We start from the raw sequence: 25,382 nt of genomic DNA, 5'->3' as shown, positions 1-25,382 counted from the left end.
GTCGAATTCGGGCTCCGCGTAGCCGCAAAGTTCAATCGCCAACATTGTGAGACGGACATGGTTGAAGCACTGATTATCGATGCATGCAGGACCCCGCGGGGAATTGGCAAGGCCGGCAAGGGCGCTCTTTCCGGAATTCATCCGCAGCAGCTTGGCGCCACCGTCTTGCGCGCCTTGGCGGATCGCACCGGCATCAACACCGCGGATGTCGATGACATCATTTGGGGCACCAGTTCGCAGCGTGGTCGGCAAAGCGGCGATCTGGGCCGGATGTCTGCCCTGGACGCGGGGTACGACGTCCGCGCCAGTGGCGTCACGCTCGACCGCTTCTGCGGATCCGGCATCACCTGCGTAACCATGGCCGCACACGCGATCATGTCGGGCTCGGAGGATCTCGTGATCGCAGGCGGCACCGAGATGATGTCGATGGAGGGGCGTCTTGACGAAGGGACGTTGGTGATGGACGCCGGGAATTTACGGCTCCGTGCGCGACACCCGCAATCGCACCAGGGCGTCTGTGCCGACGCGGTGGCAACCCTCGAAGGCATCACGCGACGTGAACTCGACGAACTCGGGCTGGAGAGCCAAAGGCGCGCTGCGGCCGCGATCGAGGGGGGCCATTTCGACAGAAGCCTGGTCCCTGTTCGTCGAGAGGACGGCACGCTTGCGTTAGATCATGAGGAATATCCTCGACCACAGACGACGCTCGAGGGACTTTCGACGCTGAAGCCGGCCTTCGCGGCTATGGCGGACCACCCGCTCGACGAACGGGGTACGACCTACCGCCAGTTGATCCTGGAAAGGTACCCCGATCTCGAGATCAACTTCGTCCATCATGCCGGCAATTCGTCGGGCGTGGTCGATGGTGCCGCGGCGATTCTGCTGGGCTCGCCGGACTATGCGAAGAAGCATGGCCTGAAGGCGCGAGCGCGCGTCGTGGCGACCGCGAACATGGGCGACTCGCCAACGCTGATGATGAATGCGCCGGTCCCCGCGACACGTAAAGTGCTCGCGAGGGCAGGACTGACGCTCGACGACATCGACCTGTTCGAGGTGAACGAGGCCTTTGCCGTCGTCGTAGAAAAATACATTCGAGATCTCAAGATCGACCGCAGCAGGATCAACGTCAACGGCGGCTCGATCGCGCTCGGTCATCCGATCGGAGCGACCGGTACGATCCTGATTGGCACCATTCTCGATGAACTGGAACGGCGCGATCTAAGGCGGGGCCTCGTGACGATGTGCGCCGCTGGGGGCATGGCTCCCGCAATAATCATCGAACGCATCTAATGACGTTTGGAGGATGAGACGATTCCGCGCGCGACGCGCGAACCGGGAATCACGAACCGCCTCGCTGCGCGCTCACGTAGCGCCGCTTTCGGCGCAAAGCTGCCGCCATGGAGCGAAATGCGCATCGTAAAGTAGAATATCAAAGCAAGCACGGGCTCTCTTATCGCTCACCTCGATCATGTCGAGTACTGGCAATCCGGCCCTTCCGCAGGCAGCACCTGACGTCATGGCAATGATGATGCGCCCCGCGCCCGATCCCAAGTCCAATCAGGCAGGATTTCTGACCCACAGTCTTGCTTTTGCACGTCGCATCACGGGACCGGCGGCCTATCCGTTTGACGAGGAAAGCCACCGGCTCCTCGTTCTCGAAGAGGCACCCGCGCCTACGATCCCAGCGGCGTCGGACGGCAGATTGCAGCAATAGCGGTGGCCGGCGATCGGCGTCCGCGCCTCGCGACGATCAACGTGCCAGCGCTGGTGATACATGGCGCGCACGATCCGCTCATCCTCCCTGAGTGCGGGAGGGACACCGCCATGTCGATCCCTGGTGCTAAGTTCGCGTTGATCGATGGCATGAGGCACGATTTGTCGTCCCCTAGCATATTGAACGGGACTTAGTCGTCAGCAGATGTTCGAGCTCCGGCCCGGGGCCCTGGCTCGTGAGCAGTATCCGCTCCCCCGCCAGCTCCGGCCACTCCACGGCCGTGCGTTGGCAGAGCGGGTGGCCATCCGGAATCGCAGCAACGACTCGTTCGCTCCACAGCAGCAAGCACCGATCGTCCCAACTCGACGAGCTCCTCGTCATGATTGCTATGTCGATGGACTTCGCCATCAGAGCCCCGAAGAGCCGGTCATGGCCGCCATCCACGATATGGACGTCTACCTCTGGATACCGCCGGTGATGCCCCGCCAGGGTGGCATACATGTTTCCAGTGGTGAGCGAGGCGTAGACGCCGATCGTCAAATGGCCTGTTTCGCCGCGGCTCCGGGCTTTGAGTTTCCGAAAAGCTGCGGACGCGTCCCCTAGAATACGCCGCGCGGCATCGAGAAATTCGAGGCCGGCAACGGTTGGATGCGTGCCGCCATTGCTGCGAAGGAACAACTCAGCGCCAAGCTGGTCCTCAATGAATCGAAGCCGCCGACTTAGCGTGGATTGCCTGATGTTGAGGGTTTGTGCCGCCCGCCGCAAACTTCGGTGCTGCGAAGCGACGACCGCCCATTTGAGATCATGCAGGACCACGCCCATTACGCTTCTTCCTTACGGAAGGCGCATTCGCTAGAATCTTAGGCGAAGCGGCAGCAGGATTCGACCGTCCACCCCGCAAACTTGGGAAGCCGCCTAACTCCACGACATCATCGCCTTCCAGCCGCCAGTCCGCCTATCCAACTTCTCGAATGACCGACCGGTGCAACACTTCAGACCTTTACGATTACCGTTCCCAGGTGACCGCCTCTGATCGTCTGCTCTAAAGCCTGCGGGGCTTCAGCAAGACCGTTCACAACCACATGAGGAAAGCGGATTTGTCCTGATCTCAGCCATTCTCCGAGATGTTGTTCCCATTCCTGTTGAGCATCGGGATCGTCATCGGCGCTGTAGCCACGAATGAGTAGGCGCTTCATCAGGATGTGCGCGGAGTCGAGGGAGATCGGTGCGCTTCTGCTTCCACCCTCAGCTGCTAACTGCTGAGATAATGTTCCTGTCACCACCACGCGTCCGCCTTCGCGACACGCGATAACGCCAGCCTGAAATTGCTCGCCGCCCACATTATCGACGAAGACGTCCAGCCCTTCGGGCGCTGCCTCCGCCAGCTGGTGGGAGATTGGCGCTCCGCCACGATAGATGGCCGCGTCATAGCCAAGCTCCATCACTAGCCGATCGGCTTTTTCTCGCGTGCTAGTGCTGCCGATGACGCGGGCCGCGCCCAGTAGGCGCGCGATCTGCGCAGCCATCGAGCCGATCGCCCCTCCGCCGCTAGAGATGAACACGGTATCGCCCGGCCGAACATTGATGCCGCGCGTCAGAGCGGCATAAGCCGTCCAACCATGACCGAGGTGCGCGACGCGATCGGGAAGATCGTCCTGAACCTTGCGACACTGTGCGACCGGCACGGCCGCGTAGTCGCGCCATCCCAGAAAGTGAACGACTAGATCGCCTGGCGAAAGACCGCTCTTCTCGGGTGCTACTAGCACCTCGCCGAGCGCCTCGCCACGAAGCGTTTCTCCCACCCTTACAGCTGGAAACGGAACACCCTTTTCGTCCGCTGCGCCTCTGATGATCATCTGGCGTAAGGACGCTGAGACGAGGAAGTAGAGATTTCGGACGAGCACCTCGTCGGGCGCGGGCTCCGGGCAGGGCGCGCGTGCAATCTCGAAATCAGCCAGCACGGGAAGCCGCTTATGCGCCCTGACCAGCCTGACTTCTCGACTCTCGATCGGCAACTCGTACATAAGACACTCCTCTTGCGCCGAACGCATGACGGCGGGATCATATGTGAGTATACTGCTCATATTCTATCGGAGGTCGAGCTTTGGCTACTCGCATTTCCTCGTCCGCCAAACCCATGCGCAAACAGCCCCGCCAAGCGCGGTCGCGCGCCACCGTAGAAGCGATTCTGACGGCGGGGGCTCAGGTTTTAGGTGAGGTCGGATGGTTGAAATTCACAACCAATCGCGTGGCCGAAATCGCCGGTGTCAGCATCGGTTCGCTGTATCAGTACTTCCCCGACAAGACGGTCCTGGTCGAAGCGATCACCCAGCGCCATTTCGATGATGTCTTGGGCGTGTTGCGTGAGATCGATAGTTGCGAATTGCCGCTGCAGGTGCGCGCCGAGCGGCTCATCACCGGCATGATCCAAATTCATGGCAATAATCCACGCCTGCATCAGGTGCTCCTTCGGGATGTACCCACTGGCGAGGGCCTGAATGCCACGCACACAACTTTCGAAGCCGAGTATTTCCGACGCTACGAAAGCTTCGTCGCCCCAGCTAGTAGGGCTGGGTTGGACCGAAGGAGGGTGGCTGAAGTTCTGTCTTCCGCGATCGCGGGCGTGATTCATGACGCGGCGGAGAGGGGAACGCTGGGCCCGGTGCAGCTCCGACAGGAACTCATCGCAATCGTTCTTGCCTATGTACGTCATCGGCAAGGGTCGGTTTAGGATCCCGATTGGGTGGAATTTGGATTAAATCTACGGTCCGCAACTCGCGTTGCTTGCCCTAGGCGTCGAATCCATGGTGGCTGTCTGACTAGGAAAATAGCCACCGAGAGGTGGCGCACCCGACACGATTCGAACGTGTGGCCTCCACCTTCGGAGGGTGGCGCTCTATCCAGCTGAGCTACGGGTGCATCTCTCATTCGCCTAGCCCGACCGACCCGTGAGGGTCAACGAATTCGGCGATCATAAAACCAGACCCCATTCGAACGACTCGACGGCTACGCTCCGCCTGTCTGCGGTCCGCTTCCGTTCTCCCGAAAGTGCTTACGCGGTGCTTACGCGAATTTTCCGGGACTTCTGCGGCGGTAACCTGGGGGTCCTCAAGCTTCTGTTTTACATACCTTTCTTCAGTTGACGACGAACGAAACGCGCTTGACACAAGCCTACGGAGGGCAAACGCCAATCAACCCTGCTATCCACCGCCAACGGAAATCGAAGGGTTGGGCCGGTGCTTGGATGCTACGATGGATTCGGTGAAAAAATTGGAGGTGAAACGCCAGTTTTTGGCCGTGGCTCGAATAGTGGGTTTTGGCCTAAGAAGGTCAAAAATGCTCTATCTTTCAATGGGGATTGACTGACTCCCTCTCCGCCATTTACACGATTTTGTACGCTAAACTACGATTTCGCGCGCTTGGGTTCGTTAGTTGTGACGAACGCACGCCACCATGGCTGGCGTGAAGGACTCTGGATAATCATCGCCATCAACAAGGATGAGGACGCTGATCTTCCTGGTCGCCGATTACGTCCTGGTCGAAGCTGATGACGCGCGAGCCGGCCAAGTGGTGTTTCACCGAGAAAGGTCGCAACTTTCTCGCGATGCTCGATCGGCCGGTAGTCGAGGATCGAGACATCATGCTCGCGCGAGCCGATGATGGTTGCGACGGTAAGCCCAGTCATTGCAGCGGGGGTCGGCTGTGTCTCATCCGTCCGACGCAGCTTCACCGCCAGCGTTGCGCTTGATCGGTGTTCCGGGCGCCTTGTCCGGCGCCCGCCTTCATCACGGCATCGATGAACCGTCAATTTGGGCAGGGTTGCCCGGCAGCTCCCCACAGGGCCATGTCTTTAACATGACCCTCGAAGGTACCCGGTGGCGTGGTGCGGCCTGCTCCCGGTGCCCATCCCCGCGGGATGAAGCCGTTTAGCGATGCATCGTGCCGCAAGTGCTCGAGAAGACCGACGGCATCGCGACCGCCATTGCGTTTGGGATCCTTCAGTTGCGCACAAATCTCGGCGCCGCTCTTGCCGAACCAGATGAACGCCACCGGGGCGAGCTGCCAATCAATACCGGCGCGCGGCGGCGCCGGTGTCGGGTCGTTCGGTTGGGTAGAGGTCATGTGACAGGTCGAGCAGGGGATCGCTTCCGCCCCGATGCGGCTCTGTCCGCCATGGATATTCATGCCGTGCACTCGGGGCTTTGATTCGCCCGCCGGCGTCCAGATCGGAATTGCCTTGGCGTCGACATGGCAGTTGGCACAACGTGGATGTGTCACCACGGCTTCGATCCGTTTCCAGGCCTGCAGCCCCTCGGCGCGGCTGACGCTGCCCGGTGGGAGCGCATCCTTCGCCGGGTCTTTAGCGACGACAATTGCCGTGAAGGCCACTGTTGATGAAGCGGCGAACGCAAGCGCGATCAGAGACATCTTCATGGCGCGCGCTCACACGAAATCGATGAACTTGTTGAAGGGCATTTCGCGGATTCGCTTTCCGGTCGCCGCGAATATCGCGTTGGCAAGCGCGGGTGCGGCAGGAGGCACGGGGGGCTCGCCGACGCCTCTCACCTTGGGATCGCTCTCGAGCCCGCGCACCTCGATCACCGGACACTGATAGATCCGCATCGCTTCGTGGTGATTGTAATTGGTCTGCTGCACGCCGCCCTTGGCATAAGTGAGTTCGCAATTGATCGCGTGGCCGAGCCCCCAGATCACGCCGCCCTGCACCTGGTTCTCGAAGTTGACGGGATCGATGACCTTGCCGACGTCGACCGCGACCCAGACCTTGTCGATCCTGATGCCCTTGTCGGTCGCCGTGACCTCGACGACTTCGGCTGTCGGTGTCCCGAATGCTTCCACGAACGCGACGCCCCGGCCCTTGCCGTTGCCGAGCGGTCCCTTCCAGTCCGACATCTCCGCCAGCGTCTCCAAGAGCTTGCGGTAGGTCGGAATCGCGCACATCTCGATGCGCGCCTTCATGGGATCGAGCCCCGCCGCGTGGATCATCTCGTCGATGAAGCTTTCGGTGAAGAAGCCGGCCGTCGAAGCGCCGACCGAGCGCCATGTGGTGCTTGGCGATAGTCCCCGCGCCTCATAGGTCGTGGCCCGGAAATTCGGGATGTCGTAGTAGACGTTCCAGTGACCGGCGGCCAATTGGGCGTCGGGATCCTTCGAGGGGACGCCCGAACGCTCGAGCAGTCCGTTGAGCGGCGCGGTCGACGCCAGTTTCAGGTCGGCCGCGACGATCTTGCCGTTCTCCACCTTGCCCTTGTGCCGGGCGATCGCAATCTGCCGCGGAATGTCCTGGATGAAATCCTCCTCGCGCGAGAACACCAGCTTAATCGGCGTTCCCTTCATTTGATTGGCGATCTCGGCGAGCACACGGACGTTCTCGTATTCGAGACGATGACCGAAACTTCCGCCGGTCCATTGATTGTGGAAGGTGACCTGTTCCGGCTTGAGGCCGATCGCTTTCGCCGCGACCGACTGCACGAACTGAGGGCTCTGATGGCCGACCCAGATCTCTATGCCCTTGTCGGTGACGAGGCCGATCCCGTTGAGCGGCTCCAGCGGCTGATGCGCCACATAGGGGGCGCGATACTCCGCCTCGACCAGCTTGCCGGTCTTTAGCGCCGCATCGACATCGCCGATCTTCCGCCATTCCTTGCCGAGGAATTCCGGCTTGAACGAGTTCTCCAGCACCTTCCAGTGGCCGGCCTGTTCCGCGGGGTAGGTCGAAGGCGCCCATTTGCAATCGATCGCCGCGACCGCCTTCATCGCGTACCAGCTGTTGGTTGAGATGACAGCAACGCCATTCTTGATTTCGAGGACCTTCTTGACGCCCGGCATCTTCAGCGCCTTGCTGGCATCATACGATTGCAGCGGCTGCCCCTTGGCGGGGTTCAGCTTGACGGAGGCATAGAGCATGCCGTCCATCTTCCGATCGATGCCGAACTTCAGCTCGCCCATGACCTTCGATTTGATATCGAGGCGCATCATCGGCTTGCCGACGAGGCGCCATGTCGACGCCTCGCGCGGCTTCACATCGAGCACCGGCGGAATTGTCGCGGCTTCCGCGGCGAGTTGGACGTAGGGAATCTTCGTGCCGTCGGGCAGGATCACATCGCCGGACTGGGTGCGAATGTCGGCCACCGTAACGCCCGAACGTTTGGCCGCCGTCGCCTTCAGCGTCTCGCGCGCGACTGCGCCGGCTACCCGGCATTTTTCGTAGGTGTCTGGAATCGTGCTGGAGCCGCCTGTCATCTGCAGGCCGGTCTTTCTGAGATATTCGAGCGCCGCCGCGCGCGCTTCCTCAGCGGCAGGACTCTGGTCCGCCGCCAGGAACGGCGCGAACTCGTCCTTGAAGCCGGTGTTGAAGTAGGCGGGCGAGGGCCCGGCAAACCGGATTTCGAACTGACCGGGATCGAGATCCATCTCCTCGGCGATCAGAATCACCTGCGCGGAGCCGACGCCCTGGCCGATGTCGGCGTGTTGGGCAATGAGCGTTATTTTCTCCGGGCTGATCTCGACCCACGGATTGAACGTCACGGAGTTCGGACCGAGGCTCGCGGCCAATGGGTTGCCATTGGCGGCCATGGTAGCCGCCGCGCCGCTATACGAGCCGAAGGCAATGCCGCCGGCTACGGCCGCGGAGCCGAAAACGAAGGCTCGGCGGGAAATGCGCTGTAAGTCGCCCATCCTACTTCTCCGCCATCTTTCTTGCGGCAGCCGCATGAATCGCAGCGCGAATGCGCGGGTAGGTGCCACAACGGCACAGATTGCCGGACATCACCTCGTTGATCTGCTCCTCCGTTGGCTTGGGAATCCTTTGAAGGAGCGAAATGGCCTGCATGATCTGGCCGGTCTGGCAATAGCCGCATTGCGGGACCTGATGCTCGATCCAGGCCTGCAGGACCGGGTGCTGGTCTCTGTTATCCAACCCCTCGATCGTGACGACCGACTTGTTCGCGACGTCGCCGATGCGCGATTGGCAGGAACGGACAGCCTTTCCGTCGATGTGAACCGTGCAGGCGCCACATTGCGCTACACCGCAGCCGTATTTGGGGCTCGTTATGCCAAGCTCGTCGCGCAACACCCAAAGCAAGGGCATCTCAGGAACGACATCAACTTCGTGCCTAGTCCCGTTGACCGTGAGTTCGATCATGTCGATATGTCCCTTAGGGATGCTAATCCCAGCCTAGCTCAACTGTTTGTAGAGCGAAGGTAAAAGCAGGTTAAATCATTGCGGGCGCGCGACAGATGCAATCCCCGCTCCCCTGCAGCTTGACGGCGCCGCGCTCTTTCGCGAGGGCTTTCGTCAGAAATCGTCCCCGGGCTGAGGTCGGGATAAGCGGCTTCGGGATTTAAAGGACAACGTTGCCAACTGCCAACAAATCGCAGATCACGCGCAACGCGCTCATCTTCTCAAATCTCTCGTGGAAGCGCCTTCGGCGAATCGCTTGAGGACCGGTCGCATCAGTCGTGCCGCCTCTTTGTTGCGGCCCGAATCTGTGTAAAGGGACGCCAGATCGTTGACGATACGCAGTTCGAAAGAGACGGAGTTCATGCTGCGCGCCTCATCTCGCGCAATTCTTAGCAAGCGTTCAGCGTCAGAGTACTTGCCGGATCGAAGCAGCAGTAAGGCTTGAGTTCGCTGTATTTCTGGTCGGCACCATCGCTCCCGCTGCTGCTCTTGATGTCTCAGCGCCTTGATGATCGCTTCTTGAGCTTCGGGAATCTTGCCCTGCCGGGAAAGTACCTCAGCAAGATGCGCGAGATACATGCCGATGCGCATCAAGTAACGGCACTCTATCAACTCGCTGACGGCATCCCGCATCTCGAAAACGGCATCCCGATTGCCGTTCAAGTCTCGGACGACGGCCGCGAAAAATCTTTGAACGGGAACCCAGCGCGCGATATGTTCCCGCCTCAAGACGGATTGCAGTTGCAGGGTGTAGTTCTCGAGCGCATCGAGATCGCCATTATAGAGCGAGACCGGGAGCGCGCCCAATCCCAACGCGTTGGCTTGCGAGACCAGGTGACCCGCGTTTGCAGACGCGACGACAGCCTCGCTGGCAACACTTGCGGCGTAATCTACACGCCCGCTCAGCCATGCGACGATTGGCAGATAGAATCGTGTCGAGATGTAGCGATCGACATCCAGTTCCGCCATGCGGGTTCGCTTGTCGGGCTGACTGTAGGTCTTCGCTTGCCTCGAGAGGACGTCCCAGCTCCAAGTCAGATCTCCCGCATGCGCCTTTGCCCAGGCTAAAGCCCGATCGCCATCAGCGGCTCCCGGCCAATCCCCGTGAATTTGGCGTAGTGCGCGAAGTTCTTCGAGACGCTCAATGGCCTTGTCGATCTGTCCGATCTGCATCAGATAATAGGACAGTCCCAATAGGGCGCGCATTTGATAGTCGGGGCTGTTCGCGGAACGAGCATATGAAAGGGCGGTGATCCAGGCTTCCTCGTTCTCGTTCCGAAGTTTACGCGCGTAGAACAAGCCCCACGCGCGGGAACAAGCTAGTTTCGCCTTCGAAAGATCGTCGCATGGGACAGTGTCGGCCAACTCGAGGGCCAAAGCCACCCATTGCTGCGACTCCGACAGCAAAGACATCTCCGACCAGAGCGGGATCGCGGCCGCCGTGAGTTCGATGCCGAGTCCCTTTTCGTTTCCATGGCCGAATGCCCACGACAAAGCCGCTCGCAAATCGGCGAGGCGCCCGCGGTACCGGGTCAACCAGTCGTGACCCTCACTCAATTCGCACTCATCTTCAGATCGCTTTAGTAGGGTCAGTATCCGACGGGCGTGGCAATGAAGAGCCGGTATGTCAATCGAGCTCTCCTGCCGCCGCGCCGCCGCATAGCGCCGTGTGCTGTCAAGGAGTCTGTAACTGAGTCCCGCTCCAATCACTTGTGCTGTGACGAGTGATTTGATGACCAGGCCGCCCAGGCCGGCAGCGACATGGACCGGCTTCAATCCGGCGACCGCTGCGATGGCGCCGATATCGTCCAGTTCGAACGCGTCGGCGAAGACCGAGGTCAGCTGAAAGACCATTGCCTCGTTTTGGGATAGAAGCCTGAAGCTCCAGTCGATCGTTGCCAGTAGCGTTTCATGACGGGGCGTTGTGTCGCCAAGGTGAGGGTTTTGAAAACCCGCATGTTCATCCAGAATTGCCAGCAATTCGTTCGGAGCATAGTGCTCCATCTTGGCTGCCACCAGCTCGATCGCGAGAGGAAGACCGTCGATTGCGTGGCATATTTGTGTGATTGCGGCGCAATCTGAATCCACAAGTTCGTACCCGATCCACTCCGATGCTCGGCGTACAAACAGTTCGACAGCGGGAAAACTCAGGGCTTGCTCACTCGTGATCGTGTCTACGACGTCGGGACATGCGAGTGGATCTATCCAAATGATGTGCTCGGCCGAGGTCTCAAGCGGTTCGCGACTGGTCGCGAGTAGCTTCGTACTACCGCTGTCAGAGGCAAGCCCGCGAGCAAAGACCGTGACCGCTGGAAGTACATGCTCGCAGTTGTCCAGAATTACCAGCATCCGACGCTGCCGAACGTAATCGAGAATTGCGTTGAGGGTATCTCCTGGATTACCGCGGAGCCCCAATGCGGCAGCAAGTGCGATGGGGACCAAAGATGGGTCGTCAATAATCGACAAATCGATAAAGCAGACGCCGTCCGGGTAATGCCGCTCAAGGGCGCGAGCAACGGCTATCGCGATAGTTGTCTTGCCGATTCCGCCGGCGCCGACCAATGTTACGTGGTGCTTGTCGCGAAGTTCAGCCATGACGTTCGCAACGTCGGCTTCGCGTCCTACTATGTCGCGCTGCGCAGGGAGGCCGGATATGTCCTGCGACCTCTCAGGAACTTCCAGATCAGCGCGATCAGAAATGGTGGTCTGAACCGGAGCCACGAATCGGTAGCCATGACCGGCGATCGTCGCGATATAAATCGGGGCGGTCTGCACGTCGCCGAGGGAGCGGCGCAGACTGCTCATATTGACCTTCAAGTTGCTGTAGTGAACGTAAACGTCGGGCCAGGCGGCTGCGATCAACTCGGCCTTTCGAACCAATTGACCGCTACGTTGCACCAGTAGATGCAGAAGTTCAAAGGAGCGGCCGCCGAGTTTGACGGGTTGGTCGCCGAGCAGCAACTGTTGGCGTTTCGGATAGAGACGAAATGGACCGAAGGAGAATACGAGTTCGTTCGGCATTGAACTATACCGGTTGTTCTTCGTTGGGCGCAGTCTGGTCTTGCCAAGTCAAAAATCAGCATGCCTCCACAAGGCGATCTGCAACAACACGCTTGACGTGTTGCAGAGTTGCTGGGCACGATGCAGACATACCATGAAAACATTGGCGGAGCGATCTTTACGACGCCTCGAGCTGCTGACCGCTTTAAGTGCAGCTAGACACGAAAATGATGCTTTCTGCGGCAGGAGGCTGCGCGCATTGCAGCGGGAACTCGGGACAATGTCGCATTGGTCGACGCCGGCGGGAGCCCGCCGACCGGGCTGTGCAGCCCTCCAATAAGGCGACAATTGAGCCTGCACTCGGCGCGCTGCCATCAGCGACGCAACGCGGCCAGCTACACCATCCGCGAGGCGATTTTACCTTAATTGACCCCCGAGGCTCGGCTTCTCCGATAAGCATCCATCATGACGCCAGGTCTGGCTAAAGCAGCTCGACACTCGCTCATCTCAGTCACTCTTCTGCGAAGTAAACAACGGAGATCAACATCATGATCCGCATCTATGGCATATTTCTCGCGGCCCTGATCGCGGTCGCGCCGGCCGCCGCCGACGCGCAGGAGGCAAAGCCGGTCTCTATCGTGCTGGTCCATGGCGCGTTCGTGGATGGATCGGGTTGGAAGGCGGTCTATGAGGTCCTGACCAGGGACGGATATGAGGTTCTCATTGTGCAGAATCCGACCCGCACGCTGGATGACGACGTATCGGCAACCAACCGCATCATCGCCGCGGCGAAGCATCCGGTCATTCTGGTTGGTCACTCCTATGGAGGAGCAGTGATCTCCCAGGCCGGTGACGACCCCAAGGTCAGGAGCCTAGTTTATCTGGCGGCCTTCGCGCCGGACACCGGCGAGTCGGTTACCGAACTGGCGGAAAAGCCGACCCCAGGCGAGCCCAGCGCGCCGCTGCTGCCGCCGACCGACGGTTATCTGATCGTAGACCCGACAAAATTCCCTTCCGCGTTTGCCGCCGATGTTGACCCCTCGACGACCCGATTCATGGCCGCGGCACAGACTCCCTGGGGACTGAAGGCGCCTCAGACCAAGCTCACCAAGGCCGCCTGGAAGGTCAAACCGACCTTCTTTCTGCTGACGACGCAGGATCACATGATCCCGCCCAGCACCCAGCGGATGATGGCGACCCGGACCGGCGGCAAGTTGGTCGAGATCAGTAGCAGCCATGCCGTGATGCTGTCCCACCCCGAGGACGTCGCTTCCTTTATCGAAAACGCCACGCGTTCGTCGAACTAGCGGGAGTCGAACGCAACGGCCTTCGATCGCCTGAAGAAAGGAATCGGATAATGGCCCTCAAAGATATTCTCCCGAGCAAGCTTGGATTCGGCGCTGCCCCGTTAGGGAACATGTTCCGCGATATCCCCGAAGCGGAAGCGCTTGCGACCGTTGACGCGGCTTGGAACGACGGCATCCGCTATTTTGATAACGCGCCATTTTACGGGGCGGGCCTTGCCGAGATCCGGATGGGCGAAGCGCTCACGGCGCGACCGCGCGGCGACTACGTCATCAGCACCAAGGTCGGCCGCATCATCCTCGACGAAGTCGAGGACGTCAGCGCGCGCGATCTGGGCGAGAAGGGCGACGTGTTCAAACATGGCCGTCCTAACCGGATCGTGAACGACTATTCGGAAGACGCGACGCTGCGTTCGATCGCAGACAGTCTGAAGCGTCTCAAGACCGACCATATCGAAATTATCTGGGTCCATGACGTGGCGCAGGATTTCTACGGCGACGAATGGCTTGGTGTCTTCGAAGGCGCGCGGAAAGGGGCATTCAAGACACTCGACCGACTTCGCGATGAAGGGGTGATCAAGGCCTGGGGCCTTGGCGTCAACCGTGTCGAACCGATCGAGTTGCTGCTGGCACTCGAAGGGCCGCGTCCGGATGGCTTCCTTCTCGCCGGGCGTTATACGCTGCTCGACCATGACCGCGCACTCCAACGCGCGATGCCCCTGGTCGCGGAACGCGGCCTGGGTGTCATCGTGGGAGGTCCCTACAGTTCTGGCGCGCTCGTCGGCGGACCAAACTTCGAGTACGCACCCGCAACGCCGGCGATCCTCGACAAGGTCGCGCAGATCAAGGTGATCGCGGATCGCTACGGCATCAGCATGAAGGCCGCCGGCCTACAGTTCTCGTTGGTCCATCCCGCGGTTGCGGCAGTGATCCCGGGCGCGAGCCGCCCGAGCCGTATCGCAGAGGACAGTGCTGCGTTGAACGAGGTCGTGCCCGCGGACTTCTGGACTGAACTGCGCCGTGTGGGCCTCATCAACCGCGAGGCGCCGACTGGTCGCCCGGAATGACGCCATGAAAAGGGTCAGCGCAGCATCACCTCCCAAGGGAGAACCGTTTGCGAATTTTACTTCGTTTGACTGCGCGAACGCTGCTTCTCGTTCGATAATGCCGTCATGCACGACCGCGCTATAACGCAATCAAGTCGGCATGTCTTGAACAACGATCAACAGGTAGGAGTATCATCATGGCAATCAAAACTGTCGTTCTTGTGCATGGCGCGTTTGCTGACGGCTCTTGCTGGGCAAAGGTCATTCCGTTGCTCGTCAAGCGCGGGCTGAAGGCAATCGCCGTCCAGAATCCCTTGAGCTCACTGGCTGACGATGTGACGGCTGCGCATCGAGTCATCAACATGCAGGACGGCCCCGTTCTCCTGGTCGGCCACTCCTGGGGTGGCGCCGTCATCACCGAGGCCGGTAACCATCGACAGGTGAAGGGCCTCGTCTATATCGCTGCAGGCGCACCGGACGGCGGGCAGTCATTCGCGGATTGGTGGAAGGACTATACGCCCGCGCCCGGCGCGGCCGAAATAAAGCCGTACGGTGAGGGCTATGTCGCCTTGACTCCCGAGGGCGTTCGCAAGCACTTCGTGCAGGACATCCCGTCGGACGAGGCCGATATCGTATACGCGACCCAAGGACCGCTGGCCGTGAAATGCTTCGGCGACAAGGTCACCGAGGCTGCATGGCGCTCGAAACCGACCTGGTACATCGTCGCAGCCAAGGACGAGACCATTCCTCCCGCTGTCGAGCGCGATTCTGCGGACCGGATGGGTGCCGAGACCATCGTGCTGGAAAGCTCGCACGTCCCGATGCTGTCTCAGCCCGTGGTGGTGGCGGAGTTCATTGCCAAGGCGGCGGCGTCGCTCTGAGATTATCAGGATCGGGGCCGCTCAGGCGGCCCCTTTTCCGTGCCGGATGGCATCGAGGCGCCGCAGCCAGAGGCTTTCATCGAGTGGCGCAACGACTGGGCGCCGGATACAAGCCCAGCCCACCAACCGAACCCCATTCCGTCCGTAGCTCAAACAGTGGGTTCTGGTCTCGAAAGTTCGAAAATGTTCGATTTTTCAACGGGAGTTGACTGACTCCCTCTCCGCCATTGCGCTGTTTTCCAGCGTATCGGATCGCTTCGACCGGCGGCGGCTAATCGGAGGGTAGCGCGACACTGACGTTACAGCATGTCCCCCGATGTTACTCCTAGTCACCGCGCAAGCCGTAGCTTGTGAGCGTAGGTTCGGGGGGGAGGGATCATGCGATCGAAGCGTGGCGCGAAAAGCTCATGCGATCGAGGTTGAATGCAGAAAGGGGAGTGCGGCCAGTTAATTAGATCGCAACCTGAACCGAATGTCGGGATCGGTGGTTGCGCGTCCGGGATTTGAACCTATCGATCGATCACCTTGTAGCGGGTTGACCCAGTAAAGTCAGAGCAGCGCGTGTTCAGATATCAGGCAGTGCAACGACTATGATCGTGCGACGAATACCGATTCTTGGTTGGATAAGCCCAGTGGTGCGACCAGTAAGTCATTGATTGTTCTCAACCCGGGGCTGTCTCTTAATCAGCGGGTCCCAGGTTCGAGCTCTGGTGCGCCCACCATATAAATCAAGACCTTAGCAAGAGAAACCGTTTGAGAGGACCGAACTAAAACGGTTTTTCAAACGGTGTTTTTGACGGCTGGGTGGCGAGTCCACTCTCAGCAATGTGATCTGCGCTCCTCGTCTCGGCGGAGGCCAAAGGCGTCGCGAAGGCTGCCCGACAGAGCCGCTTCCTCAATGTTGTATCTGGGTCAGAGCCGCCCGACATTGCCGGCATTCTCCCACTTCTGTTCAATGTCATCGGCGACGCATTGGGACAGCTGCGCCGCGCTCCCATCGAAATAGTGCTTGAAGTCGACGTGGACCCTCATGTTGTCCGGGCGGTAGGCAGCCATGCGATCGTAGAGAAGAACGGACGCCGCCTCGAAACGCCGATAGACCGATTTGTGCATCGGTGATCTCGATTCTTCCGTTTCGGCATCGATCGGCAGGTCACGAACCCCGGCCTTGAGGAAGCCTCCCGCCTGCTCATTGTGCTGGGGACCCGCGGGATTGGGCGACAGCCGTAGCACACGGCCGTCGTGTCCTGACTAGTCCGGCACGAGGCGGGGATTTTGTAATATAATGACGAGCGTGGAGGGCTGGGGCTCTAATGGCTCATCCCGCGAAAACGATCACCATGACCGATCCCCAGGTCGTCAGCAGAATGTTCGAGATCGGGTAGGCCGGCGTATAGCCGAGCACCACCACGGAGCTGCCCGAGCGCTCCTGAATGGCAGCCATCGCCGCCGTAACCGTCTGTGCTCCGGTCAATGCGCCGAGCAGGAGGATGGGATTCATGCGCAGCACGAAATGGCCAAAGCAGAAGCCGACAATCTGCGGCAACAGGGTTACGATCATGCCGCCGAGAAGCAGGCCGATACCCGACTCCCGTATGGCGGAAAGGAAGATCGGCCCGGCATGAATCCCGGTCAGGCCGACAAAGGCCGCCAGTCCGAGCGACGTCATCAGACTGATCGCGCCGTCGGGGATACGGCCGAAATAGGGCAGACGGGTGCGGAGATAGCCGACCAGAAGTCCGGCGAGCAGGGTACCGACGCTGGTGCTCAGCGAGATCGTGATGCCACCAACAGAAAAGCTCACGAGGACACCAACGAGGCCGCCAAGGAAAATCGCGAGTCCCAGGACCACGAAATCAATCGTGGTGCTCGGCGCGACAATGACGCCGATGCTCTTGGCCGCATTCTCCACCACCGTTTCGGGGCCGACGATGCGAAGCAGATCGCCGCGCTGCAGGATCACCCCGGCGGCGATGGGGAGTGCTTCACCACCCCGGCTCAACGAGCGCAAGTAGAGGCCGCGTGTCCAGTCCTGTTCCGACGCCTGCTGGAGACTGCTGCCCGCGAGTTTCGGGCTGATCAGGAACACGTCGGCCGAGACCAGGGGGATATCCAGCAGCTCGCGGTCCTCCACCTCCTCGCCGCGTGGATCGACCAGTTCCACGATGATCTGGCGCGGTGCGGACAGCGCGACGACGTCGCCTGCCGCGAGCATCGTTCCGAGCTCCGCCTCGAGGATGCGCTCTCCGCGGCGAATGCGGTGGATGAACACGCGCTGCCCGGGCACCCGAGCTTCGGCGGCGGCCACCGTCAGTCCGACGATTGCCGCGTGTTGATCCAGCCGGTAGGCGCGCAGCTCGAACTTGCGCCAGGCGGACGCCAGCTCGGGCCTGGCGCGCGTGATGCCCAGGACCTGTTCGAGCTTGAGCGCTTCCGTCTTCAGATCGATCTTCAGCAGCGCTGGAACGACGATCGTGCAGAATGTGATGACGCCGGCATAGCCGAAAATGTAGCACACCGCATCGGCCACCGCGATGTGCGAGACGAACAACGCGCGCTGTGCTTCGGACACGGGCAGCCCGTTGACCGCGTCGGTCGCCGTTCCCATTGCCGCGCTCTGGCTCAGGGCTCCCGACATGAGCCCGGCCGCGAAGCCCGGGTCAAGTCGCAGCACGCGTGCCACGACGATTGCCGCCGCAAGGCCGGTGAGGCTGACGACAACGGCCATCAACATCGGCTTCAGCCCGTCACGTTTCATCGCCAGCACGAATTGCGGACCGACCGAATAGCCTACCCCGAACAGGAACAGCAGGAACAGGAACGATTTGGTCATGCTGGACACGGGAACGTGCGCGAAGTCGCCGACCGCAAGGCCGGCGAACAGCGAGCCCGTCACCGGGCCGAGGCTGAAAGCGCCGATCCTGAAGCTTCCGATCCAGTAGCCCGCTGCGATCACCAGGAACAGCGCGAGTTCCGGATAACGGACCAGAAACTGCTGCAGCCAGATCAACATTTCCCGGGGCCGCGGCTAGGTCATCATCATCACCAGCACCATGCCCCAGATGGTCAGCAGCGTGTTTCCGACCGCGTAGGTGACGGTGTAGCCGAGGCCGGGTATCTGGCTTTTCGCGCGGTCGTTGATCATGCCCAGCGATGCAGTGGTCGTGCGCGCGCCGGAGCAGCATCCGAGCAGGATCGCGTCGTGGAAGCGGAACAGGTATTTGCCGACGAACATCGCCAGGATCAGCGGCACCGTCGTCACGATGACGCCCCAGAGGAACAGGCTGAAGCCGAGCTTTTGCAATCCGGCGACAAATCCCGGTCCCGAGGAGATGCCGACCACGGCAATGAAGACATTCAGGCCGACCGAGTTCATGAACCACACGGTCGGTGACGGGATGCGGCCGAACGTCGGGTGCACGGATCGGAGCCAGCCGAAAAACAGACCGGAGATCAGCGCGCCGCCGGAAGTGGACAAGGTGAGCGGCACGCTTCCGATCTTGTAGACGAAGGCGCCAACAAGCGCACCGATCGCAATGGCTGCGCCGATGAACGCGACGTCGGCAACATCGGTCGCACGATCCGGCCGGCCGAGCATTGTCGTGGCGGCGGCGACGTCGGGCGTGCGGCCGACCAGGGTGACGATGTCGCCCCGGTTTATCTTCGTGTTCGGCAGGATCGGAATCTCGGTCGCGATCGCGCCCCGGGTGATCTTGCGCAGGAATATGCCGCGAGCGCCCGGTGCTCTCGCCAGTTCCTCCAGCGTCTTGCCATCGACGTCCTTGCTGGTCACGTAAACATCGACGCCTTCGATCGGCACCGCCAGCAGCTCACGATCGTCAACTTCTTCCGCCTGCTCGCCGATCAACTGCACGAGCACGTCGCGGCGGCCAGCCACGGCGACGACATCGCCGGCATGAATCACCGTGTCGGAGGTTGCCTCCACGATCTGCCCGGCTTGCCGAAGTCGGAGGATGAAGACGCGCTGCTCGGGTATCAGTGCCTCTGCCTGCTCGACCGTCTTGCCGACGACAGGCCCACGCTCGCGAACGCGGTAGGCGCGTAAGTCGAACTGGTGCCAGGCCGTCCCAGGGCCGCCCAGCTGCTTCTTGCCGCCATGCTCTTCCTCGTACTTCTTGCATGCCGTCTCGAGATCGATGCCGAGCAGTGCAGGACCTAGCAGGGCCAAGACGATCGCCGACCCGACCGTGCCGAAAATATAGGTCACGGCATAGGCGACCGGCATGGCATCGAGCAGCTTCTTGGCTTCGTCCGCGGGCAGACCAGCGCGATTGATGGCGTCGGTCGCGAGCCCCATCGACGCGGAGATCGTCTGTGAGCCGGCATAGAGCCCGACCGCCGATCCGACGTCGTAGCCGGCGATTTTCGCACCGAGATATGCAGAGAGAAGACAGAACACACAAACCACGGCCGCGAAAATGGCTTGCGGAACGCCGTCCTGCGCAATGCCGCGCACGAATTGTGGTCCGACGCCATAACCGATTGCGAACAGGAACATCAGAAAGAAGAACGGCTTCAGCGGGCCCGAAATGGTGATTCCGATCTGGCCGATGATGACTGCGGCGACCAGTGTCGCGGTGACTGCTCCGAGACCAAGACCCTTGTAGGTGAAGGACCCGAAATAGTAGCCGAGGGCCAAAGAGAGGAAGATCGCGATTTCGGGATAGGTGCGGAGCGTCTGGAAGAACCAATCGATCATGATGTCACCCGTTCATGCTGTCCAGGGGCTTCGGCATGCGCCCGCTTCGATCTCGCGCAGGGGCCGAGAAAGGGCGAGCAGCTCTATCGATCGACATCAGGCGGCGGCTGGTGAGAAGGACGTTGATCTATGTCAATCGCAACTGCGAGAGCGCTGCGGTTTCATTGCCTTGCCGACGACCTGCGCGCGGTTAGCAAAACTGCATCGTGACGAGCCCACCGTCGCCGCGCACCGCCTCCACGAGACCGTTGACATAGATCAAGGCTCGTCACCGGCTGCCGATCATGCTGAACGCGATTGCGCGGGCGAACAGCCTGTCCGCCTCCATCCCAACAGCTTGCATCGTTACGGGAGTGTCAAATGGCCGATCTTCTGACCTTAAGGAAATTCGAGGCATTGAGCCCCTTCGAGATCAAGGACGAATTGATCAACCTCGCGAAGAGCGCTTCGAAGCGAAGTCAGACGGCCTTTCTAAATGCCGGGCGGGGCAACCCCAACTGGGTGGCCACGACGCCGCGCGAAGGCTTCTTCCTGCTCGGACAGTTCGCCATCACCGAGAGCAAGCGGGTGATGGAGCATCCGGCGGGCATCGGCGGCATGCCGCAGGCAAAAGGCATCGCCGGGCGGTTCGAGGCCTGGCTCAAACAGCACAAGGACATGCCCGGTGCGAGCTTCCTGACCGAAATGCTGCCTTTTGCGGTCAAGAAATTCGGCTTCGATCCCGACGCTTTCGTCCACGAACTCGTCGACTCGATCATCGGCGACAATTACCCGGTGCCGGACCGCATGCTGGTGCACAACGAACGGATCGTGCACGAGTATCTCATGTGGGCGGTTTGCGGCGAGTCCCGGCCGGCCGGGAAGTTCGACATCTATGCGGTGGAGGGCGGCACGGCGGCGATGTGCTACCTCTTCAAGTCGCTGAAGGCCAATCGGCTGCTGGTGCCCGGTGATACGATTGCGCTGGCGACGCCGATTTTCACGCCCTACATCGAGATGACGCACCTGGAGGACTACGATCTGAAGGTCGTTCAGATCAGGGCTCCGCAGGAAAACAAGTTCCAGTTCACCGACGAGGAAATCAAGAAGCTGGAGGATCCGAAGGTCAAGGCCTTTTTCGTCGTCAATCCGTCCAATCCTCCGGGGATGGCGTTGAGCAAGGAGACGATCGCCAAGCTGGCCAATTTGGTCAAGACCAAGCGTCCCGACCTGATGATCCTCACCGACGACGTCTACGGAACCTTCGTGCACAACTTCCGTTCGTTGCTCGGCGAGCTGCCGCACAACACCATCGGCGTCTACTCCTATTCGAAGTATTTCGGCTGCACGGGGTGGCGGCTCGGGGCCATCGCGATCCATGAAGACAACATCTTCGACAAGATGATCGCAAAGCTTCCGGACGAAGCCGTGAAGGCGCTCGACAAGCGCTATGGGCCGCTAACGCTCGAGCCGCGCAAGCTCAAGCTGATCGACCGGATCGTCGCCGACAGCCGCGACGTGGCGCTCAATCACACCGCGGGGTTGTCGTTGCCGCAGCAGGTGATGATGAGCCTGTTCTCGCTTGCGGAGATGATGGACGTGAAAAAGGCCTATCAGGCCGCCTGCATGGAAATCGTCAACAAGCGCCTGTGGGCGCTGCTCGACGGGCTCGGACTTGCTGATAAGCTAACCCCCAATCCGAATTACGATGCCTACTACGGCCTGATCGATTTCGAGTTCTGGGCTCGAAAGAACATCGGGGACGATGCCGTTGAACACCTGAAGAAAAATGTCCACCCGCTGGATCTCGCATTCAGGCTGGCCGAAGCCCACGGGATCGTGCTGCTGAACGGCGGCGGATTCGATGCACCCGAATGGTCGCTTCGCGTATCGCTCGCGAACCTCCCTGACGACGTCTACGACGACATCGGACGAGGTGTCCGGACGATCGCCAGGGGCTATCGCGATGCCTACGAAGCAGCGACCGGGAACAAGGGAGGTGCAAGGCGCTGACGAACCGAGTTCTCCCATGGTTGTTGATCTCTGGCGCGAGGGCTATCGTCAATAACGCTGCCACGTCATTCGCCATTCAGAGCGTCGCGGTCAACCGGGCCGTTATAGTCGAATTGGGTAAGTCAGCTTGTCGCAAGCATTTCCGATTGTCTGGCACAAGCTGCGCTGGTCAGTCGGTTTTCTCCGTGATCTACCATGGCGATCATGGGAAATGGCAGCGACATATTTCGGCGAGCGGTTCGCGCAGGAAAGCCGGCCGGCGCTCGCAATTGGCTGCGTCGCCGGCTCGAAGCGATCGACGGAGATTTTGCCTTCAGGTTGATGGTTATAACGGCCGGGATGCTGTCGACTGTCGCGTTTGCCTTTGGATTGCTGTCGCTCTGAGCGAGCCTCTTCATCTGAGCCTGAGCGAACCGATGTCAGCGATGAATTCGGCACCTGCGACCGGAGACACCAGTCCGGGGCAATGAATGCGCTTCAAAATAGCTGCAAATTCGACCGGACGGCGAGATCATCTGGCCGCAAGGCCAGGAATCGGGCTCTCGGCCACGATTGCCCTGTTCTGCTGTGCACAACAGACGATCGCGCTGCCGCTAACGCCCTTCCGTTATGCGGCACAGGCCCAGCGGCATTGTCCCGGCGATACCGTGGTCTGGCTCGATTTTCGCCGTCGACGCTATTATCTCGAGGGGCAGAGCCGCTATGCCAGGGGTTTCGACGGCAGTTTCGTGTGCAGGAGCGAAGCTCGCGATAGCGGCTATCGGCGTTCGTTGCTCGGCCGGCGGTGACACCACTGAGGGCCGGCCTGGCGCCGAACAACCGACCTACCATCCGTAAGGATAGCGCGGCTCCTTCGGCGGGGCAGGCGATCCATCCTGCACCTTGGGACAACTGCCGACGACGGCGGTCCGTCGCTTAAGTCGGGGCGCGATCGCGTTCGTGATCCCGGCCGTGATCGCAACTCGACCTGCGGCGGCCCCGAATCTTGCTCCCGAACCGGGGCCGTTTACTTTCCGAAGGGGCGGACATGTGACGCTTGATCTGGATCAAGCCAAGCGTGGCGCGGCGATGGCACCGCTTCCTGCGTGCCTACTGACGCTCAATCGAAAGCACGTTCTTGAAAACGCTTCGCCAACTCGTGGCCGGAGACGAGTTCGTCCAGCTCGCAATTCGCCTCGGATTGCTGGCGCTGCTGATCTACTGGTCGTTCGTCCTGATCCGTCCGTTCGTGCCGATTCTGGCTTGGAGCGTCGTGCTTGCGGTCGCACTCTATCCGGTCTTCAACTGGCTCACAGGGATGTTCGGGGGCCACGCAGGCATCGCGGCCCTGGTCCTGACCTTGATCGCATTGGGGATCGTCATCGGACCGGCGACCTGGCTCGGGATCGGGGCGGTGGAGGGGGTGAGGGAGCTTGCCGGACAATTGAGCGCCGGTAACGTTGTCGTGCCATCGCCGATGCCGGAGATCAAGGATTGGCCGCTGATCGGCGGCCCGCTCTATGACCTCTGGGATCGGGCGTCGACCAATCTGCGCGCCGTGCTGCGCGAGGTCGTGCCGCATCTGAAGCCGCTGGCCGGGATACTGTTTGCGTTCGCCGGCAATGCCGGCGTCGGGATGCTGAAGTTTCTGCTGGCGGTCGCGCTCGCGGGGTTCCTGTTTCCTCACGGTCGGCAGCTTGCCGCGGCATGCAGGGGCTTCCTGTCCCGTATTGTGCCGGAGCAGAGCGAGCACTTCCTCGACCTTGCTGGCGCAACAATCCGGGCCGTCTCCCAGGGCGTCATCGGCGTTGCCGTCCTGCAATCACTGCTGGCCGGCGTCGGCTTCAAGATGGCCGGGATTCCGAGCGCGGGCCTGCTGGCGCTTGTGGTTATGCTATTGGCGATCGTGCAGATCGGCGCTGCGATCGTGCTGTTTCCCGTCGTCATCTGGCTCTGGTCGACCAAAGACTTCACGACGGCGCTTGCCCTGACGTTGTTCTTCCTGGTCGTCGGTGTCCTCGACAATGTGCTGAAGCCGCTGGTCATGGGGCGGGGCCTGACCACGCCGGCGCTCGTCATCTTCGTCGGCGTGATCGGCGGGACGCTTGCACACGGCATCGTGGGCCTGTTCATTGGCCCGATCATTCTCGCGGTCGCCTGGGAGCTGGTCACGGCTTGGATCCGGGACGACCGCGCGCGGCTGGCGGGACAGCGATGATATTGCTTCAGCTCCTCGCGGGATTGGCGGTGAGTGCGATCAATATTGCGCTCCATTCATTGTTCACCGTCGTGGTGATCCGACTGCTGCGCAATGTCGCCCTGAGCGCCGCCGCTCGGTTCGAGTTGCAGCTCAGCAGCGTGATGGTTGCGACCGCGCTGATCCTAATGGTAGCTCACACCTTGGAGATCGGGGTGTGGTCACTGGCCTATTTTGTGATTGGCGCAGCGCCCGCCGGCAGCAATCTGCTCTATTTCGCCTTTGTCAACTACACCACGCTCGGCTATGGCGACGTCGTGCCGGTCAAGCAGTGGTTGTTGCTCGGCCCGATGGCCGCCATGAACGGCATTCTGATGTTCGGCTGGTCGACTGCGGTCCTGTTCGAGGTGCTGCAAAAGACCATTGAGCGTCAGACGGCGGCCGCGGAATCCTCGTCAACATCGGGTTAGTTGTCCAAATTGGCCAACTGTTCGCGGTCAACCAGCATGATCTCGCGCTGATTGGAGCCGAGGAAGTTGAGTGCTCCGTGAGCGTGCAGCTTGGATAGCGCACGCGATACGGTCTCGAGGGTCAGCCCGAGATAGTCGGCGATATCGCGCCGGCACATCGGCAGGGCGACGACGTCGGCGCCGGTCAGCCGGCGATCCATCTCGAGCAGAAACGCGGCCACCCGCTCCAACGCGGTCTTGCGGCCGAGCAGCAGCATATGATCTTCGGCATGCTGCAGGTTGCTGGTGGTCATGATCAACAGGTTGCGAGCCAGGACGGAATCAGAATGGGCCCCCCGTTCGAGGCTCGTCCGCTTGATCAGGCGCACGTTGGTGTCGACGACAGCTTCGGCTGTGAAGCGATGGGTTTCGGCATTCTCAAGGCCGAAAATGTCCCCGACGAGGTGAAAGGCACCGATCTGACGTCGTCCGTCGGAGAGGAGCTTGTAGCTGCGAACGGCCCCCGAAACGACCTGGTAGACGTACTCCGCAGGCTCTTTCTCGCCGTAGATCTCGGTGCCCCTCCTGTAATGAAATTCACTGGTGATGAAGTTGGCGTGTTGGGCGGTCAGCCCACCGAGGATGCTCGGTACATTGGCCGGTCTGACATTGACGCGAGCGAACATGGACCATCTCTCTTCACTATGACTTTGCTGCGTCCGTAGCGGCTCGAAAATGCTTGTCCGCGTGCAATGACTACGACACGGCCCGACCAGCCTCTATTGGTCTTGAGGTCATTGTCCCAAAGGACAGGGTGCCCGAAATGCGGCAATTTGTTCGTAATTGGTAAGCAAGTCCTGGATTACTTTTCAGCATTTACGACGATAACCGTGCTAGAC

Annotated in this window: 20 protein-coding genes and 1 tRNA gene; 10 read left to right on the top strand and 11 right to left on the bottom strand. The window is 60.7% G+C overall.

Annotation, left to right across the window (positions count from 1 at the left end):
• The first annotated feature begins 57 nt into the window (after positions 1 to 57).
• Positions 58 to 1,290: an acetyl-CoA C-acetyltransferase gene (locus AC066Y_RS15720; protein WP_478274656.1), complete on the top strand. Its 1,233-nt coding sequence runs from the start codon at positions 58 to 60 to the stop codon at positions 1,288 to 1,290.
• Between the two features lie 595 nt (positions 1,291 to 1,885).
• Here AC066Y_RS15720 and AC066Y_RS15715 read toward each other — a convergent pair.
• The gene (locus tag AC066Y_RS15715) at positions 1,886 to 2,536 is read right to left on the bottom strand and encodes a LysR family transcriptional regulator (protein WP_478274655.1); all 651 of its coding nucleotides are present in this window, start codon (positions 2,534 to 2,536) and stop codon (positions 1,886 to 1,888) included.
• A 170-nt stretch (positions 2,537 to 2,706) separates the two neighbouring features.
• Positions 2,707 to 3,738 carry an MDR family NADP-dependent oxidoreductase gene (locus AC066Y_RS15710; protein ID WP_478274654.1) on the bottom strand — a complete coding sequence of 344 codons (1,032 nt, stop codon included), beginning with the start codon at positions 3,736 to 3,738 and terminating at the stop codon, positions 2,707 to 2,709.
• 80 nt (positions 3,739 to 3,818) lie between these two features.
• Between AC066Y_RS15710 and AC066Y_RS15705 the strand changes: the two genes are divergently transcribed.
• Positions 3,819 to 4,445: a TetR/AcrR family transcriptional regulator gene (locus tag AC066Y_RS15705; RefSeq protein WP_478274653.1), complete on the top strand. Its 627-nt coding sequence runs from the start codon at positions 3,819 to 3,821 to the stop codon at positions 4,443 to 4,445.
• Between the two features lie 111 nt (positions 4,446 to 4,556).
• Here the strand turns inward: AC066Y_RS15705 and AC066Y_RS15700 are convergent.
• The 5 genes from AC066Y_RS15700 to AC066Y_RS15680 all read right to left on the bottom strand — a co-directional run bounded on the left by AC066Y_RS15700 (position 4,557) and on the right by AC066Y_RS15680 (position 11,936).
• A tRNA-Arg gene (locus tag AC066Y_RS15700) sits at positions 4,557 to 4,633 on the bottom strand.
• 885 nt (positions 4,634 to 5,518) lie between these two features.
• Positions 5,519 to 6,148 carry a hypothetical protein gene (locus AC066Y_RS15695; protein WP_478274652.1) on the bottom strand — a complete coding sequence of 210 codons (630 nt, stop codon included), beginning with the start codon at positions 6,146 to 6,148 and terminating at the stop codon, positions 5,519 to 5,521.
• Between the two features lie 9 nt (positions 6,149 to 6,157).
• On the bottom strand, positions 6,158 to 8,410 hold the full coding sequence (locus AC066Y_RS15690) for a xanthine dehydrogenase family protein molybdopterin-binding subunit (RefSeq protein ID WP_478274651.1): 2,253 nt from the start codon (positions 8,408 to 8,410) through the stop codon (positions 6,158 to 6,160).
• 1 nt (position 8,411) lies between these two features.
• Entirely contained in the window at positions 8,412 to 8,876 is a 465-nt protein-coding gene (locus AC066Y_RS15685; protein ID WP_461355754.1) for a (2Fe-2S)-binding protein, read from the bottom strand.
• A gap of 252 nt (positions 8,877 to 9,128) precedes the next feature.
• A complete protein-coding gene (locus AC066Y_RS15680; RefSeq protein ID WP_478274650.1) occupies positions 9,129 to 11,936 on the bottom strand; it encodes an ATP-binding protein in 2,808 nt (935 codons plus the stop codon).
• 527 nt (positions 11,937 to 12,463) lie between these two features.
• On the opposite strand from AC066Y_RS15680, the gene AC066Y_RS15675 reads away from it, so the two are divergent.
• From AC066Y_RS15675 to AC066Y_RS15665, 3 genes are all read left to right on the top strand, one after another.
• Complete coding sequence (locus AC066Y_RS15675) at positions 12,464 to 13,222, top strand: alpha/beta hydrolase (RefSeq protein WP_478274649.1); 759 nt, start codon at positions 12,464 to 12,466, stop codon at positions 13,220 to 13,222.
• 50 nt (positions 13,223 to 13,272) lie between these two features.
• Positions 13,273 to 14,286, top strand: a complete 1,014-nt coding sequence (locus tag AC066Y_RS15670; protein WP_478274648.1) for an aldo/keto reductase — start codon at positions 13,273 to 13,275, stop codon at positions 14,284 to 14,286.
• A 176-nt stretch (positions 14,287 to 14,462) separates the two neighbouring features.
• Positions 14,463 to 15,146: an alpha/beta fold hydrolase gene (locus tag AC066Y_RS15665; RefSeq protein ID WP_478274647.1), complete on the top strand. Its 684-nt coding sequence runs from the start codon at positions 14,463 to 14,465 to the stop codon at positions 15,144 to 15,146.
• 912 nt (positions 15,147 to 16,058) lie between these two features.
• On the opposite strand, the gene AC066Y_RS15660 is transcribed toward AC066Y_RS15665, so the two are convergent.
• From AC066Y_RS15660 to aspT (AC066Y_RS15650), 3 genes are all read right to left on the bottom strand, one after another.
• Complete coding sequence (locus tag AC066Y_RS15660) at positions 16,059 to 16,259, bottom strand: hypothetical protein (protein ID WP_478274646.1); 201 nt, start codon at positions 16,257 to 16,259, stop codon at positions 16,059 to 16,061.
• 205 nt (positions 16,260 to 16,464) lie between these two features.
• Positions 16,465 to 18,159: an aspartate-alanine antiporter gene (gene aspT / locus AC066Y_RS15655; RefSeq protein ID WP_478274645.1), complete on the bottom strand. Its 1,695-nt coding sequence runs from the start codon at positions 18,157 to 18,159 to the stop codon at positions 16,465 to 16,467.
• A 15-nt stretch (positions 18,160 to 18,174) separates the two neighbouring features.
• Positions 18,175 to 19,866, bottom strand: a complete 1,692-nt coding sequence (aspT, locus tag AC066Y_RS15650) for an aspartate-alanine antiporter (RefSeq protein ID WP_478274644.1) — start codon at positions 19,864 to 19,866, stop codon at positions 18,175 to 18,177.
• Between the two features lie 360 nt (positions 19,867 to 20,226).
• On the opposite strand from aspT (AC066Y_RS15650), the gene aspD reads away from it, so the two are divergent.
• From aspD to AC066Y_RS15625, 5 genes are all read left to right on the top strand, one after another.
• The gene (gene aspD / locus AC066Y_RS15645; protein WP_478274643.1) at positions 20,227 to 21,858 is read left to right on the top strand and encodes an aspartate 4-decarboxylase; all 1,632 of its coding nucleotides are present in this window, start codon (positions 20,227 to 20,229) and stop codon (positions 21,856 to 21,858) included.
• Positions 21,859 to 22,053: 195 nt separating this feature from the next.
• Positions 22,054 to 22,242: a hypothetical protein gene (locus AC066Y_RS15640; RefSeq protein WP_478274642.1), complete on the top strand. Its 189-nt coding sequence runs from the start codon at positions 22,054 to 22,056 to the stop codon at positions 22,240 to 22,242.
• An 86-nt stretch (positions 22,243 to 22,328) separates the two neighbouring features.
• A complete protein-coding gene (locus AC066Y_RS15635) occupies positions 22,329 to 22,646 on the top strand; it encodes a hypothetical protein (protein WP_478274641.1) in 318 nt (105 codons plus the stop codon).
• A gap of 329 nt (positions 22,647 to 22,975) precedes the next feature.
• Positions 22,976 to 24,055, top strand: a complete 1,080-nt coding sequence (locus tag AC066Y_RS15630; protein WP_478274640.1) for an AI-2E family transporter — start codon at positions 22,976 to 22,978, stop codon at positions 24,053 to 24,055.
• Entirely contained in the window at positions 24,055 to 24,504 is a 450-nt protein-coding gene (locus AC066Y_RS15625; protein WP_478274713.1) for a potassium channel family protein, read from the top strand. The genes AC066Y_RS15630 and AC066Y_RS15625 overlap by 1 nt, the downstream gene beginning before the upstream one ends.
• Here the strand turns inward: AC066Y_RS15625 and AC066Y_RS15620 are convergent.
• Complete coding sequence (locus AC066Y_RS15620; RefSeq protein WP_478274639.1) at positions 24,501 to 25,169, bottom strand: helix-turn-helix domain-containing protein; 669 nt, start codon at positions 25,167 to 25,169, stop codon at positions 24,501 to 24,503. The genes AC066Y_RS15625 and AC066Y_RS15620 overlap by 4 nt on opposite strands.
• Between the last annotated feature and the right edge of the window lie 213 nt (positions 25,170 to 25,382).

It is taken from the genome of Bradyrhizobium sp. USDA3010, from assembly GCF_056429065.1.
The sequence above is the reverse complement of the archived record's forward strand: the minus strand, read 5'-3'. Positions and strand labels throughout refer to the sequence as shown.

Excerpts from the sequence above, each read along its gene's own strand:
- AC066Y_RS15720 (WP_478274656.1), top strand. The coding sequence starts at position 58 with ATGGTTGAAGCACTGATTATCGATGCATGCAGGACCCCGCGGGGAATT.
- AC066Y_RS15715 (WP_478274655.1), bottom strand. The coding sequence starts at position 2,536 with ATGGGCGTGGTCCTGCATGATCTCAAATGGGCGGTCGTCGCTTCGCAG.
- AC066Y_RS15710 (WP_478274654.1), bottom strand. The coding sequence starts at position 3,738 with ATGTACGAGTTGCCGATCGAGAGTCGAGAAGTCAGGCTGGTCAGGGCG.
- AC066Y_RS15695 (WP_478274652.1), bottom strand. The coding sequence starts at position 6,148 with ATGAAGATGTCTCTGATCGCGCTTGCGTTCGCCGCTTCATCAACAGTG.
- AC066Y_RS15690 (WP_478274651.1), bottom strand. The coding sequence starts at position 8,410 with ATGGGCGACTTACAGCGCATTTCCCGCCGAGCCTTCGTTTTCGGCTCC.
- AC066Y_RS15685 (WP_461355754.1), bottom strand. The coding sequence starts at position 8,876 with ATGATCGAACTCACGGTCAACGGGACTAGGCACGAAGTTGATGTCGTT.
- AC066Y_RS15680 (WP_478274650.1), bottom strand. The coding sequence starts at position 11,936 with ATGCCGAACGAACTCGTATTCTCCTTCGGTCCATTTCGTCTCTATCCG.
- AC066Y_RS15675 (WP_478274649.1), top strand. The coding sequence starts at position 12,464 with ATGATCCGCATCTATGGCATATTTCTCGCGGCCCTGATCGCGGTCGCG.
- AC066Y_RS15670 (WP_478274648.1), top strand. The coding sequence starts at position 13,273 with ATGGCCCTCAAAGATATTCTCCCGAGCAAGCTTGGATTCGGCGCTGCC.
- AC066Y_RS15665 (WP_478274647.1), top strand. The coding sequence starts at position 14,463 with ATGGCAATCAAAACTGTCGTTCTTGTGCATGGCGCGTTTGCTGACGGC.
- AC066Y_RS15660 (WP_478274646.1), bottom strand. The coding sequence starts at position 16,259 with ATGCACAAATCGGTCTATCGGCGTTTCGAGGCGGCGTCCGTTCTTCTC.
- aspT (WP_478274645.1), bottom strand. The coding sequence starts at position 18,159 with ATGTTGATCTGGCTGCAGCAGTTTCTGGTCCGTTATCCGGAACTCGCG.
- aspT (WP_478274644.1), bottom strand. The coding sequence starts at position 19,866 with ATGATCGATTGGTTCTTCCAGACGCTCCGCACCTATCCCGAAATCGCG.
- aspD (WP_478274643.1), top strand. The coding sequence starts at position 20,227 with ATGGCCGATCTTCTGACCTTAAGGAAATTCGAGGCATTGAGCCCCTTC.
- AC066Y_RS15640 (WP_478274642.1), top strand. The coding sequence starts at position 22,054 with ATGGCGATCATGGGAAATGGCAGCGACATATTTCGGCGAGCGGTTCGC.
- AC066Y_RS15635 (WP_478274641.1), top strand. The coding sequence starts at position 22,329 with ATGCGCTTCAAAATAGCTGCAAATTCGACCGGACGGCGAGATCATCTG.
- AC066Y_RS15620 (WP_478274639.1), bottom strand. The coding sequence starts at position 25,169 with ATGTTCGCTCGCGTCAATGTCAGACCGGCCAATGTACCGAGCATCCTC.